The 14437-nt window shown below is 32.8% G+C and carries 10 protein-coding genes, 1 tRNA gene and 1 pseudogene; 5 read left to right on the forward strand and 7 right to left on the reverse strand.

The features are described from left to right. Positions 1-27 precede the first annotated feature (27 nt). A complete protein-coding gene (locus GKZ86_RS22210; protein WP_059115950.1) occupies positions 28-441 on the forward strand; it encodes an Rrf2 family transcriptional regulator in 414 nt (137 codons plus the stop codon). Between the two features lie 247 nt (positions 442-688). Then, positions 689-3235 carry a TonB-dependent receptor gene (locus GKZ86_RS22215; RefSeq protein WP_154785236.1) on the forward strand — a complete coding sequence of 849 codons (2547 nt, stop codon included), beginning with the start codon at positions 689-691 and terminating at the stop codon, positions 3233-3235. A gap of 230 nt (positions 3236-3465) precedes the next feature. Here the strand turns inward: GKZ86_RS22215 and GKZ86_RS22220 are convergent, their stop codons facing one another. From GKZ86_RS22220 to era, 4 genes are all read right to left on the reverse strand, one after another. Next, the gene (locus tag GKZ86_RS22220; RefSeq protein WP_154785237.1) at positions 3466-6219 is read right to left on the reverse strand and encodes an outer membrane beta-barrel protein; all 2754 of its coding nucleotides are present in this window, start codon (positions 6217-6219) and stop codon (positions 3466-3468) included. A gap of 158 nt (positions 6220-6377) precedes the next feature. Beyond that, on the reverse strand, positions 6378-7688 hold the full coding sequence (gene der, locus GKZ86_RS22225; RefSeq protein WP_154785238.1) for a ribosome biogenesis GTPase Der: 1311 nt from the start codon (positions 7686-7688) through the stop codon (positions 6378-6380). Positions 7689-7967: 279 nt separating this feature from the next. Beyond that, entirely contained in the window at positions 7968-8966 is a 999-nt protein-coding gene (locus tag GKZ86_RS22230; RefSeq protein ID WP_154785239.1) for a hypothetical protein, read from the reverse strand. Positions 8967-8994: 28 nt separating this feature from the next. Next, positions 8995-9876 carry a GTPase Era gene (era, locus tag GKZ86_RS22235; protein WP_026985744.1) on the reverse strand — a complete coding sequence of 294 codons (882 nt, stop codon included), beginning with the start codon at positions 9874-9876 and terminating at the stop codon, positions 8995-8997. Positions 9877-9993: 117 nt separating this feature from the next. On the opposite strand from era, the gene GKZ86_RS22240 reads away from it, so the two are divergent. Next, positions 9994-10066 (forward strand) — tRNA-Met (locus GKZ86_RS22240). Here the strand turns inward: GKZ86_RS22240 and GKZ86_RS22245 are convergent. Further along, on the reverse strand, positions 10026-11582 hold the full coding sequence (locus GKZ86_RS22245) for a recombinase family protein (protein ID WP_154785244.1): 1557 nt from the start codon (positions 11580-11582) through the stop codon (positions 10026-10028). The two genes, GKZ86_RS22240 and GKZ86_RS22245, sit on opposite strands and share 41 nt — an antisense overlap. Continuing rightward, a complete protein-coding gene (locus GKZ86_RS22250) occupies positions 11579-11761 on the reverse strand; it encodes a hypothetical protein (RefSeq protein WP_154785240.1) in 183 nt (60 codons plus the stop codon). Before GKZ86_RS22250 ends, GKZ86_RS22245 begins: the two co-directional genes overlap by 4 nt. A 169-nt stretch (positions 11762-11930) precedes the next feature. Here GKZ86_RS22250 and GKZ86_RS22255 point away from each other — a divergent pair, with 169 nt between their 5' ends. After that, a complete protein-coding gene (locus tag GKZ86_RS22255) occupies positions 11931-12647 on the forward strand; it encodes a hypothetical protein (RefSeq protein ID WP_154785241.1) in 717 nt (238 codons plus the stop codon). Between the two features lie 379 nt (positions 12648-13026). Here GKZ86_RS22255 and GKZ86_RS22260 read toward each other — a convergent pair. Continuing rightward, a pseudogene (locus GKZ86_RS22260) lies at positions 13027-13622 on the reverse strand (AAA family ATPase). A 220-nt stretch (positions 13623-13842) separates the two neighbouring features. Between GKZ86_RS22260 and cas1 the strand changes: the two are divergent. Further along, the gene (gene cas1 / locus GKZ86_RS22265) at positions 13843-14400 is read left to right on the forward strand and encodes a type II CRISPR-associated endonuclease Cas1 (RefSeq protein WP_230328255.1); all 558 of its coding nucleotides are present in this window, start codon (positions 13843-13845) and stop codon (positions 14398-14400) included. Positions 14401-14437 lie beyond the last annotated feature (37 nt).

Consider the following 14437-nt stretch of genomic DNA (forward strand, 5'->3'; position numbering starts at 1 on the left):
ATTCATAATTTATATAATTCAAAATAGATGTTATCACATAAAGCAAAATACGCCCTTAAGGCCTTACTTTATTTAGCAGAACAGGACGAAAATCACATTTCTAAAACAATAGAAATTGCTGATGGCGCCAACATACCTAAAAAGTTTTTAGAGCAAATTTTATTAGATCTAAAACGTGGACGTTTTGTGAGCAGTAAGCAAGGAAAATTTGGCGGATACTATCTGATAAAATCTAAAAATGATATTACTTTGGCAGAAATTCACCGTTTATTTGACGGTGCAATTGCACTTTTACCTTGTGCATCTTTAAACTTTTACGAACCTTGTTCTGATTGTAAAACCGAGTCTGAATGCAGTCTGCGTCACGGTTTGCTCCTTATTAGAGATAAAACTCTTAAAGCAATGGAAGGCATTACAATAGCCTCATTAGTCACGAAATAAAAAAATATTTTCTAATTCCTAGTAGATCGATAGAATTTATATATATATTTGCAAAAAATATTTGACTAACCATTTACAAAATTTTAACCATGAACGTACATTTCAGTCCACAAGGTGTATCAAAAAATCTTTTGCAAAGAAAAAATCTTCAATTCACAACTGTGAAAAATAATTCATTAATGATATGTATGTGTTGGTAAAAAAAATTTATCTTAAATTCTACTAATCACATATAATTACTATCAAAATGAAAAATTCTATAAAAAATATATTTACACTATTATCGTTTTTAACCTTTTCTATTTCATTCGCACAAAACATTGAAGGAGTTGTTACAACAAATGAAAATATCCCTTTGGAAGCAGCAAACGTTGTGATAAAAGGAACAACTTTTAGTACTACTACAGATGCTGCAGGAAAATTTATAATTGATTCAAGAGGAAGACTTCCTTTAACATTATTAGTACAATATGTAGGTTATAAAACTACAGAAATCGAAATTACTGCTTTACCTACAAAACCTTTACAACTTACTATAAATGAAGAAAATGCGCTTGTAGAAGTGGTTGTTTCTTCTAGACGTCGTATCGAAAAAGTTCAGGATGTGCCAATTGCAATTTCTGTTATTACAGGTAAACAAGCAGAACAAACAGGTGCTTTTAATGTTAACCGAATTAAAGAACTAGTTCCTTCTGTTCAGCTTTATTCATCAAATCCTAGAAATACAGGTATTAACATTCGTAGTCTTGGTTCTCCTTTTGGACTTACTAATGACGGAATCGATCCTGGTGTTGGTTTTTATGTTGATGGCGTTTATTATGCACGTCCGGCTGCCACAACGCTTGATTTTATTGATGTAGAGCAAATCGAGGTATTACGCGGACCGCAAGGATCTTTGTTTGGTAAAAACACTACTTCGGGAGCTTTTAACATTACAACCCGTAAACCAAGTTTCAATTCAGGTGCTGATTTTGAAGTGAGTTATGGAAACTATTCTTTTCTTCAGGCAAAAGCTTCGGTTACTGGAGCTTTAGGAAAAAAAGTTGCAGGTCGTTTATCTTTTTCAGGTACACAACGTGATGGTTTAATTGACAATGTTGCCACAGGAAGAGCAACTAATACATTAAACAATCAAGGAATCAGAGGTCAATTGCTTTGGACTCCAACGACAAACACAGACATTATATTTGCTGCAGATATTACAACACAACGTCCTGACGGATATGCACAGGTTGTTGCAGGTGTTGCTCCAACGCAAAGAGCGGCTTATCGTCAATTTGATGCTATTATTAAAGATTTAAATTATCAGCTTCCAAGCCAGAATGCATTTGATCGTAAAATTGATCAAGATACTCCATGGCGTTCTAATCAAGATATGGGAGGTCTTTCTTTAAATATTGATACAAAAATTGGAGGTGGAACTCTTACTTCAACAACAGCTTGGCGTTTTTGGAACTGGGATCCATCAAATGACAGGGATTTTACAGGTTTACAAGTATTGGCTAAATCTCAGAACCCAACAAGACAAACTCAAATAACACAAGAGGTTCGTTACGCAGGACAATTAACTTCAAAAATTACTGGTGTTGCAGGAGTATTCTTTATTGATCAAACATCACAAACAGATGGTACTGAAGAATCTGGAAATGCACAGTGGAGATTTGCTCAAAGTACAACGAGTAATTTATGGAAAACTCCTGGACTTTTTGAAGGATACGGAATTAAAACTGATGCCAGAATCAGAGCTTCGAGTGCAGCAGTATTTGGTCAGATTGACTGGGCAATTACAGATCGTTTACACATTTTACCGGGTTTAAGATATAATTTCGATAAAAAAGATGCACATTATGCACGTACAACATACGGAGGTTTAGATACTACTGATCCAGCACTTTTAGCTTTGAAAAAACTAGTTTATTCTGATCAGGCTTTTGATTCAAGTACTGATAATACTGACTTTTCTGGAAACATAACAGTTACTTTTAAAGCAGCTGATAAAATCAACGCTTATGCAACTTATGCAAAAAGTTACAAGCCTGTTGGTGTAAACGTGGCCGGACTTCCAACGGACTCAAAAGGTGCTCCATTATTAGATCTTGCAGTTATAAAACCAGAAAAAGTAAATCATTTTGAAGTTGGAGTAAAAACTTCTCCTTTCAAAAATTCGATCTTCAATATTGCTGCTTTTAGAACAGACATTAAAGATTTTCAAACTAACGTTCAGGCTGCTGAATTGGGTGTAAACCGTGGTTATCTTGCAAATGCTGATAAAGTTCGTGTACAAGGTGTTGAATTAGATGCAAGTATTGTTGTAAGCTCTCATTTAACGATAAATGGTGCTGCAACTTATACAGATGCGATTTATGAAAAATTCACTAATGCACCACTTCCGTTAGAAGAAACAGGAGCTCCTGTATCGTTTAAAGATGTATCCGGATCTGAATTGCCTGGTGCTTCAAGATGGGCAGGATCTTTAGGCGGTGAACTTTCAGACAATGCAAAATTCTTTGGAAATTCAGGAAAAATATTTTTAGCGGTTGATTCTTATGCTCGTTCTGAATTCTCGTCAAGCCCTTCTGCTTCAAAATATTTAGTAGTTCAGGGTTATGCAATCTTTAACGCTCGCTTAGGTTTCCGTGCAACGCAAGGTTTATCAGTTCAATTTTGGGGACGTAACCTTTTAAATAAAGATTACTACGAACAATTATTGCCTGCAGGAGGAAACTCTGGTCAATATGCCGGTGTAATTGGAGATCAAAGAACATACGGAATTACATTGAAATATTCTTTGTAATACAATTAGTTAATTTTAAATACATGAAACGAGGTAGGTTTTTAAACTTACCTCGTTTTTTTATTAATAAATCAAAGATTCCAGACTTAGGCTTTAAATTACAGATTTGTGATATTAAATCACCAAAAAAAAAGACGCACTGCTGTGCGTCTCTACCTTAAATCTTAGAAGCTTAGTTACTCAAACCCTCTGAACCTTTGTCCCTCAGAACCTTTGAACCTTCAAAAGACTTATTCCTCTCTCTGTCTTCTTTTACCTTTTTTTTCATTTCCACCAAAGTTTCCAACCTTATACGCTAAAGAAAACATGATGTAACGTTTTAAAACAGTATTTTGTTCATCACGGATAGATGTTGCCGAGATTGTTCTTGTAGCGCTTTGATTTTGATTCAGAACATCGTAAACTTTTACTTTTGCGTAAAGTTTTTTATCAAAGAAACCATACGACAAACTCGTATTCCACAAGTAAAAATCTTTTTTGAAATTATCTGAAATATTAGAATTATAGGTATATCCAAAATCATTTCCGAAAATTAAATTCGCAGGCCAATAACTTGTCGTTTGTAAATTGATTCTGTGAATAACATTTGAAGTCGCATCTCTGGTATAATTCTCATATTTTGTTTCATTATAAGAAAAGCTATATGATGGTGAAATGATTAGTAAATCACCATATTCGTAAGTCAAATTTACTTTTGGCGTAATGGCTGTAGACTTTGCATTATAAATAACCGCATCGGTAAATCCTTTATCAAAAGAATAACTGCCGTTTATACCAAAACCATATCTCAAAACATGTGCATCTCGTTTGATAGATTGATTCCATTGTGCTCCAACAGAAGCAATATAAGTACCCGAAATGTTTACATAAGTTGTTTTTCTTTTTCCGCTCTTGTCATAAATTGAAGTTGAAACAACATCATTATTATAATAATCACCTTTAAGGTACAAGCTATAACCGGAACGTGTACGAAAATCAAAGTTTTTAAAATCAATACCCGCAGTATTTTTTTCGATAGGATTTAGATTTGGATTTCCGGTAACGGTATTCAACGGATTTGACAAATCTAAAACCGGCATTAATTGTGTTGCGGTTGGAAGTGTGTTCGAATAATCATATTTGAATGTCAAATTTTTTGAACGGCTAAACTTATATCTGATTTGTGCATTTCCATAAGGCAAAGCATATCTCTTATTCAACTCATTTGATGAACCCAGGTATAACGCATAATTATCGAAATCAACGATAGAAGTTCTGGAATTCATATTAACGGTAAACTTGCTTTTTTGCCACGTTATACCCACTTTAGGAGTAATAGCGTTTTGTTTTGAAGTTGTATAATTTGTTAAAGAATCATTTAAAAACGTATATGCTTGTGTTGTAGGATCAAAATTGAATGTTTTTTCGTCATTTACAGAACTGGCCCAATCCAAATCAGTTCCAAATCGAACTCTTAACGAATCTGTTATAGGTTCTGTGTATTCAATATCTGCTGAATAAGTATCAGAACGGGAACTGTTTTTAGTATTCTGATTTCTTTCATCATTTGGTTTATTGTCCTGATAAAAAATAGTTTCAGAAAGATTTAATCCATTAGAATCACTTCTGGTATTGTTATTTGTAAAAACAAAACTCAGGTTACGTGATTTTTTATCAAAAACTTTATTGAAGTTTAAACTATTGGCAAAATTAGTACTTGTACTTTCATTGTATGATTCTGAAGTACTTTCGTTTAATGATTGTCCGTTTTCATCTTCAGAAAAAGTCGAAGAAGATGAATTACTGTTTGATCGTGACTGATTTACTTTTGGAGCAACAACCAATCGTGTTGTTGGGTTTATTTTATATTCAAATTCAAAATTAGCTTTGTTTCCTGTGTTTTCGTTTCTTGTTTTGGAATCTGATGAAGTCAGAATATTTCCTGTAGGTAAAAAACTGGTTTGATCTGATTTGCTATCATTTTTATTGACTGAATTCGAAAAATTATAACTGCTCATCGCTTCAAAATCTTTAGACCAATCATCAGAGTAATTTACACCAACTAGATTCGATTGCGTAATTCCTTTGCCGCTTCCGGAGTTTTGAGAACCTCCTTTGCTATTTCTTCCTCCGCCCATATTATCAAAAACCTCATCCATTGCGAATCCGGTTGAATTGATATTATTGGAAGATGCTAAAACACTTATCTTTTGTTTGTTCTTAAAAAAGTTCAAAATTAAGCTGCTCTCATATCGATCATCAGATCCGTATCCGCCTAATATTTTCCCGAAGAAACCTTTATTTTTCTTTTCATCAATCGTTAAATTAATCGACGAATAATCTGAAGTCGATTCTTGTTTTGCTAATTCTTCTTTCTTGGTTTTAAAATCTGAAACCTGAATTTTCTTTATTATTTCAGCGGGCAGATTTTTCAGGGCAATGGCTCCGTCTTTATCAAAGAAAGTTTTTCCGTTAACTAAAAACTGGGTTACTTCCCTCCCATTTACAGTAATTTTACCATTATTATCCACATCAACGCCAGGTAATTGTTTTAATAATGTTTCGACATTAGAATCCGGACGAACTTTATATGAAGCCGCATTAAATTCTAAAGTATCTTTTTTGATTGTAATTGGCGGAGCTTCGCTTTTTATTACGACATTATCCAAGGCATTTACACTTTCGAGTAAATATAATTTACCGAAATCCTTGCTTTCAAGAAGTCCTTTTTCTTCTTCAAAAAAAGGCTGATAACCCATATAGTTTACTTTTAGAAAAACGGGCTTATCATATTTTTTGGTATTGATACTAAAATAGCCATTTTTATCTGTTGTGGCATATTCAATTACGGTAGAATCTTTTACGGTGGTAAAATAAACGGTAGCCATTTCGAGTGGCAATTGTGTATTAATGTCAACTATTGTTCCCTTTAAAACAATATCGTTCTGGGCATTTGCCGAATAACAAAAAAGGGAAAGAAGTACGAATGAGAAAAATTTAGTCATAAAATTGGTTAGGTTAGATTTGTTAGACTACAAAAAACGAAAAAGGTTTAATTGTAGTTTTTACATTTATTCAAATAGCATGCCATTTAGTTTTAGCAAAATCATTTCAATTAAAACGAATCCATAAAAAATCCCCGACTAGCGGGGATTTTTCTATTTTATTTTTCTCTGATATAAATATCAATTGGCACTCCTGAAAAGTCCCAATTATCTCTAATTTTATTTTCAAGATATCTTTTATATGGTTCTTTAACGTATTGTGGCATGTTAGCAAAAAACACAAATTGAGGCGTTAATGTTGGCAACTGCATACAATATTTAATTTTTACATATTTACCTTTTGTCGCCGGCGGCGGATAAGCTTCAATAACTTTCAACATATATTCGTTGAATTTTGAAGTTGGAATTCTTTGTTTTCTGTTTTCAAAAACCTGAACCGTAGCTTCTAATGCTTTCAATAAACGTTGTTTCGTTAAAGCCGAAACGAACAAAATTGGCACATCTGTAAAAGGCATTAATTCTTTTTTGATTTTCTCTTCGTAATCACGAGTCGACATAGTGTCTTTCTCTACCAAATCCCATTTGTTTACTAAGATCACAACTCCTTTACGGTTTTTTTCAGCAAGCCAAAAAATGCTTTGATCCTGGCCTTCAAATCCGCGGGTTGCATCGATAACCAAAATACAAATATCTGCATGCTCAATCGCACGAACAGAACGCATTACAGAGTAAAATTCTAAATCTTCTTTTACTTTAGCTTTACGACGGATTCCCGCTGTATCAACCAAGTTGAATTCGAAACCAAAACGGTCAAATTTTGTATCAATTGCATCACGAGTTGTTCCTGCAATATCTGTTACCATGAAACGTTCCTGACCAATTAATGCATTGATAAAACTAGATTTTCCTGCATTAGGGCGCCCTACAACAGCAAAACGTGGTAAAACTACTTCTTCCTGAACAGGTTCTGGTTTTTCTGGAAAAGATTCAATTAAAGCATCTAATAAATCTCCTGTTCCACTTCCTGAGATACTTGCAAACGTAAAATAATCTCCTAAACCAAGATTATAAAACTCCAAAGCATCTTTTTCACGCATTGCGTTATCTACCTTATTTACAGCCAATAAAACTGGTTTTGTTACTTTACGCAATAAACGCGCAACAACATCATCCATTGGTGTAATTCCTTCTTCTACATCAACTACAAAAATAATAACATCAGCTTCATCGATAGCAAGCTCTACTTGTTTACGGATTTCACCTTCAAATACGTCATCAGATCCGCGAACGTATCCACCGGTATCAATTACAGAAAACTCTTTTCCGTTCCACTCGCTTTTACCATAGTTTCTATCACGGGTAACCCCAGATACTGAATCTACAATAGCTTCTCTTCTTTGTATCAGCCTATTAAAAAGGGTTGATTTCCCCACATTAGGTCTTCCTACTATCGCAACAATGTTATTCATTTTTTTGAATTTTAGATTTCAGATTATAAATTTTAGATTTTTAGTTTCCCAAAAACCTAATCACTTGTAATTCAAAATGCTTTATTTTAATTTTTTGCAAAGGTAGGGAAAAAAGTGACTAAGTCACTAAGTTTCTGAGTACCTAAGATTTTTATTATTTTTCTTATTATTTTTAGGAGCTAATCCTGCACCCGAAGCCTCTATATTATCATAATAACCTAATTATTAATCTGCGTAAAAGCCTTTTAATCTTCTTAATTTTCAATAAGTGTTTTTTAATTATTTACACTTTTCATAAATATATTGAGGTCTCGCTCCCATTCTGTAAGAGCTAAAATCACCTTTATTGGAGAACTTCAAAGTAAACCCTTCTTCTTCATCTGAGTTAAAAAACTTAATATCTCGAATTTTGATTTTTCCTGAAATAACATTTACAGGGCCTATTTTATAATTACTAAACTGAAAAGGTTTATCGTCAAAATCATAGTACGTAAGTTCTTTTTTATCAAAATCAACATATGCCTTATTCTCTACATCACAAAACCGTCTGTTATTTGATAAAAAGGCTTCAACTTGCTCTTCTGTATCTATTGGCACAAACTCTTTTTCCTGATCTGTGTATAAAACATCATCTACAGCATCCTGAGTAATACCAACCAAATATTTATTATTTTTATAAATACTAAAATATAATGTCAAAACCGTACTTTTATCTATAGACATTACATCGGCTCTGTAATTGCATATTTTTTCGAGTTGGCGAAATGGCTTTTTATCTTCATCTGACCGATTACTGTAAGTATCATCAAAATCATCCAGACGGAATTTATTTTGATAGTTCACATAATAAAACCCAGTCTTTTTAAATTCTCCATCTCCCAGATATTCAGGAAATTTTCCAAATTCTACATTATCATAGATTTTAAAATCAAACCATTCGATCCAGTCATCAATTTTATTAGGAAAGCTCAAAATGGGATAATATCCATCTTTCACAAATATGGCCAATCCATTAGTTTTATCTATGAACTTATTAATATTTGAAGCTTTATTAGTACTGAATTGCTTGATAAATTCGCTTAAAAACAATTTCACCTCTTTATCAGAACAAGCCGTTGTATCAAAAGGAACTGATTCTTTTTTTTCAATCAACGTTGTTTTTTTGATAACAGCTTTAGATGGAACCGTTTTTTCTTTTGAATTCAAAAAGTAATTTATACCCACAATCAATATAAGTCCGCAACATATTGATATTGAATACTTCGTCGAAACTTGCATAAATTACTTTTTTGGTATTTTGAAAAATTTATTGATTATACCCGAATCGTTTCAACATATTGGCGTTGCTTCTCCAGTTTTTGTTCACTTTTACAACCAGTTCAATATGAATTTGTTTTCCGAAGAATTTTTCTAAATCGGCACGGGCATCTGTTCCTACTTTTTTCAAAGCAGCACCTTTATGTCCAATGATAATTCCTTTTTGAGTTTCGCGTTCCACCATAATGATCGAACGGATTCTGATGATTTTTTCGTCTTCAAAAAATTCTTCTGTTACGATTTCAACTGCATACGGAATCTCTTTGCTGTAATTCAACAAGATTTTTTCACGAATGGTTTCGTTTACGAAAAAACGTTCCGGTTTGTCTGTTAATTGATCTTTTGGGTAATATGCCGGAGATTCTGGCAATAAAGAAATAATCCTGCTGAAAACTTCCGGTACATTAAAATTCTGTAAAGCCGAGATTGGAAAAATTTCTGCATTTGGTACTTTTGCTGTCCAAAATGCTACTTGTTCTTCTAATTGTTCCTGGTTTGAATTATCTATTTTATTCAATAACAATAAAACCGGAATTTTAGCATGAATGATTTTATTAAAGAAAGCTTCGTCTTTTAAGTCCTGCTCTCCTATTTCGACCATATAAACCAGTATATCAGCATCTTCAAAAGCCGATTTTACAAAGTTCATCATCGATTCCTGCATTTCATAAGCGGGTTTAATGATTCCGGGAGTATCCGATAATATAAGTTGAAAATCTTCGCCATTTACGATACCAAGAATACGATGACGAGTTGTTTGTGCTTTTGATGTAATGATCGATAATCTTTCTCCAACAAAGGCGTTCATCAATGTTGATTTTCCAACGTTTGGATTCCCGATGATGTTTACAAAACCTGCTTTATGTGACATTTGTGTATTAATTTATTTTGCAAAGGTAGTCATATCAACTCAATACAGAAAATAAAACATTTTTTAAGGTTTTCGTTGGATTTTTAAAAAATCGGCGTATCTTTGCACCCGAAACATCGCGGGATAGAGCAGTAGGCAGCTCGTCGGGCTCATAACCCGAAGGTCACAGGTTCGAGTCCTGTTCCCGCTACTACATGGGACAAAGAAGAAAAAGTCTTCTTTGTCCCTTTTTTATTTGTTGATATTCTACTGTTAATCAAGTATATAACTTGCAAAACTTCATTGATTCTAGTGGTTCGAAACTGATTTTCTGAAATCGTGAAATTCTCAGGGTAAATCGAACCAATCAAATCTCTTGATTGAGACCAATCCCCGCTATCATAGTATTCATTGAGCTTCAAGAGGTTTTCTACACCGACTTTTAATATTTCATCAATATCTTGATCATCTACATTAATACCTTCTAATTTTAATTCCAGTCTGTTAATTACTTCCCCATAGTCAGATTTCATATCTCTATAATCTGAAGCATCGATTTGTTGTGTTGCTAATAAATCTCTTGCGTGCGAAAGTCTCTTTTCATAATCTTTGAGCTGAGCTATTATTTTAAGCTTTTCTTCATATATTTCTTTGGTCTGCTCTCTATAACATTCTGATAAAACAGTAATATAAAGATTTTTTATCTCTGGTATGGGAACATACTGTTTTAAATTCTTTATGAATACCTCGTTAGCCGTATCAGAATTTATTCTGAATTTGCAACCTGCACTACAATGGTAATAAGGGTAGTATTTGTATCGCCCTTTGGAAATACTTGCAGTTAGTATCTTCGAACATTCCGGACAAGTGAAAAATCCACGCAATGGAAACGGTTTAGTAGTAACTGCTTTTGGCAGATATGTTTTTGATCTTCCATCAAGGATATCTTGTACCTTATAAAATAGCATTTGCGATATTAGAGGCTCATGCTGTCCTGTAACATAACTAAGATCTTCATCTTTATATTTTGGAATCACGATCTTACCACAATAAAGAGGATTACGAATAGCTCTCCAAAAATTATTTTTACTTGCTTTAAGACCTTTTTCTTTTGCCATGCAAAGAACCTGTTCTGTATTAAAAATTCCTTTTGAAAGCTCTTCAAAAGCCCACTTCAAAATAGATGCCTCAGGCTGGTCAAATGCAATATACTTAGTCCCATCTTCTTTAACCTTGTTAACATATCCCACTGGAGCATATCCCATATACCTTCCCTCTTTCCTTGCTCTACGCATACCATGAAAAGTATTAAGTGCCCTTCTATCATTCTCTACCTCAGGAGCAGCAAGATAAAAAGCAAGCATCATTTTATTCTCAGGAATAGTCAAATCAAGTGGCTGTTCAATACCTTGCGGCTCTACGCCAAGTTTCCTAAGGATATTTATCATTTGATAAGCATCACCAGCGTTACGGCTGAATCTATCCCACTTGGTGAATAAAACAAGATCAACTTTGTTTTTGTACTTTTTTAAATTTTGTAAAAGCTTATTCCATTTGGGTCTGTTAAAGGTCTTTGCCGAGTGATCTTCGTAAATCACATCTCTTATCTCAATGGAGTTAATTTCACAATATTTACGCAGTACTTCTTCCTGATTTCTCTGGGAATAGCCTCTATCTGCCTGTTCGTCGGTACTCACTCTTACATATAAGTCTGCTATCATTTTCATCCTCTTCTTTTTAAATACTTAGTTACTGTAATATTTGCTAATTTACGCAAAAAATCCAAAACATTCTTAGCTTGTTCAAGCGTTACATCCAGTCCCTCAGACCTTAACATTTCCAAGGCTTTCTCTGGAGTAATTCTTCTCTTCTCATTTATCTCTTCATTAACTTCTTTATTCTCCATACTACTTTCTTTAATGTTCACCATCCTTTATCATTCGCTAGTAACTTTCATAATGCTAAGATAACAAAATGTTTTTATAATTTTATATTTTATAAAAACTTTATCTATATTTGTACCGATTTTAAGTATATTATAACCAATATCAGATCAAACAATTCCGTAAAACAATATGAACAAACTATCTAAAATAAGCTATAAAACCTATTTCAACGAAAAACTCAAACAAGTTCAATTGGGTAAAATCATGACACATCCTTTGTATGTGCAGGTTACTTTTGAAAGAAAGACGCTCTTTTTTAAAAGTAATTTTTTCGAATTATTTTCAAAACCAAAGTATATTATAGCTGTTGCGGGACTCGTAGGAAGCCCTTCTCTTGAAAAAATCATTACATTAGAAATGGAAGTAATTGAATTCATCGAAAACAAGCATTCCGGTAATTTCTCGCTAGAACTATTCAAAGAAGAATATGCTTTTTACAGCCAGGATCTCTGTGATATCATGGAAGAGGAATTTCGTAATTATCTTTATACCTTTTTTCAGGACAAAAGTATGTCTGTCTTCGCAACAGCAATTCGCGAAGGGAGCAGGCAGCGTATCCCTTATGAAATTATCAGAGATCTAAAAAAGGCTTTTACAAAACCTTTCTATGATGAACTTATTGAGAATTCATTGTATTACGGACCTCCCTATTTTGCATTATATGAATTTATGCAGCAGACTAAAAAATGGCCAATGCTTTATCTTAGTGTTATGGAATGGGAAACAGGTAATACTAGAACAGAATTCTTTGAATATGTAAAAAAACACTATCCAAAACATAATGCAGTTGAAATAAAAGATGAAGTAGAAAAGTGGATCGCTTATATAAAAAATAAAAGTATTTAAAACATTGCTCTTTAATCATACTGTCTATTAGATTTTAAAACTATTCTTTCATCCTATGCTTGCTCTTTTTTATTTTCATTGTAAATTAACTCTATATATAACAGCTTTTTGTGAAAAATCTCAAATAAAAAACAGTCACTACATTTTCAACAGTAGGAAACCTAGAGTAAGTTTAATTATCTCCTAATAAATATATTTCATTACTTATATAATTTAATAAAAAAAGCTCTCAATTCTGAGAGCTTTAAATAGATTAAAATAATTATTTATAATGAAGTAGGTTTTATCCTTACAATCTTGCCGTTTTCCATGACCACCAGATCGCTATTTTTTTTCTTTTTAAACTCAATTAAATTTTCATAAACTTTTTCCATTCCGTCTATAATCTTCTTCTGAGTCGCTGTTGTTTTGTGACTTTCCATGTTTCTATGTTTTTGAGTTTATCGAACTTAATTTTATTGTTAATTTCGATATCATAACCTAATATTTTCTGTGCAATTAATTCAGTTTTTACACCTGTATTATCAAAAATCAATGCTTCATCAACTATTGGCAAATATATATTAAATAAGTTTGTAATTCCATTTTCATATCGTCGCTTAATAACATCCGTCTCAATATTATGTCCGCCCTCCTGAACTCTAGTCTTTACCCTTTCAATAGCAAGATCAACATCTTGCAACCAAAAGAACAATAGCATCGCTTTATAGCCTTTTTCCTGAGCTATGGTAACTTTCGATCTATAACTTTTCGTTGCCAAAGTTGTTTCAAATGCAAAATTTTCATTATTTAACAACAACTCATTTATTCTGTTAAGCATTATTCTACCAGCTTCAAAAGACACCTTTTCCGGTTGAAAGGCGAAAGCCCTTTTGCTATTTCATCAGCATTTACAAACTCCTTACAATTTAGTATTTCAGGAAGTATTGTAAACGAAGCAGTTGTTTTACCTGCTCCGTTGCAACCTACAATTATATAAAGATTTTAATTCATCATTACAAATGATAATAAATTACACTTTTAGTTTACTCTTAAAATAATCCGACTATAACGATTAATCAATCTACACTTTTCAAAAACTGTCACCTTAATATATTTCTAAATTATGGAAAACCGTAAAAGCAACATTACTTTAAAGTCGAACTTTACATATCTGAGTGCAGCCAACAGCCATTAGTAATTTCAAATTAATCTTATGCTAAAACGAACTATTTTAATTGAAAACAAAATTTCCATAACGACAAAAAATAATCAGCTAGTACTAAAATCAGAAATGAAGGAGAGTTGTATCCCAATTGAGGATATTGGTTTTCTTGTTCTCGATCATAATGAAATCTACCTCAGTATTCCTGCTATAAATTTACTTGTTGATAACAATACTTCTATTGTTATCTGCGGAAAGAATCATCTTCCCAACGGAATGCTGTTAAACCTTAACAGCCATCATATTCAGCAGGAAATATTCAAAAATCAAATTGAAGCTTCTATACCATTAAAAAAGCAATTATGGCAGCAAACAATAATTGAAAAAATTAAAAACCAAGGAAAACTACTCGAAAAAATAACTGATTCAAAAAATAGTTTTGTTTTTCTAGCCAGTAAAGTATTAAGTGGAGATTCATCTAATATGGAAGGAGTTGCAGCGCAACAATATTGGAAATATTTCCCTCAGCCTAATCTTGAATTTGATGGAATTAAACGAGAACGATATGGTGGAAAAAACGGTCAAATTGACCATAGATTTTCAGTTTAAAATGATCACTCGATTCGGAGCAAACTGATCACCTAAT

It is taken from the genome of Flavobacterium sp. LC2016-13 (assembly GCF_009707955.1).
Lineage (GTDB): Bacteria > Bacteroidota > Bacteroidia > Flavobacteriales > Flavobacteriaceae > Flavobacterium.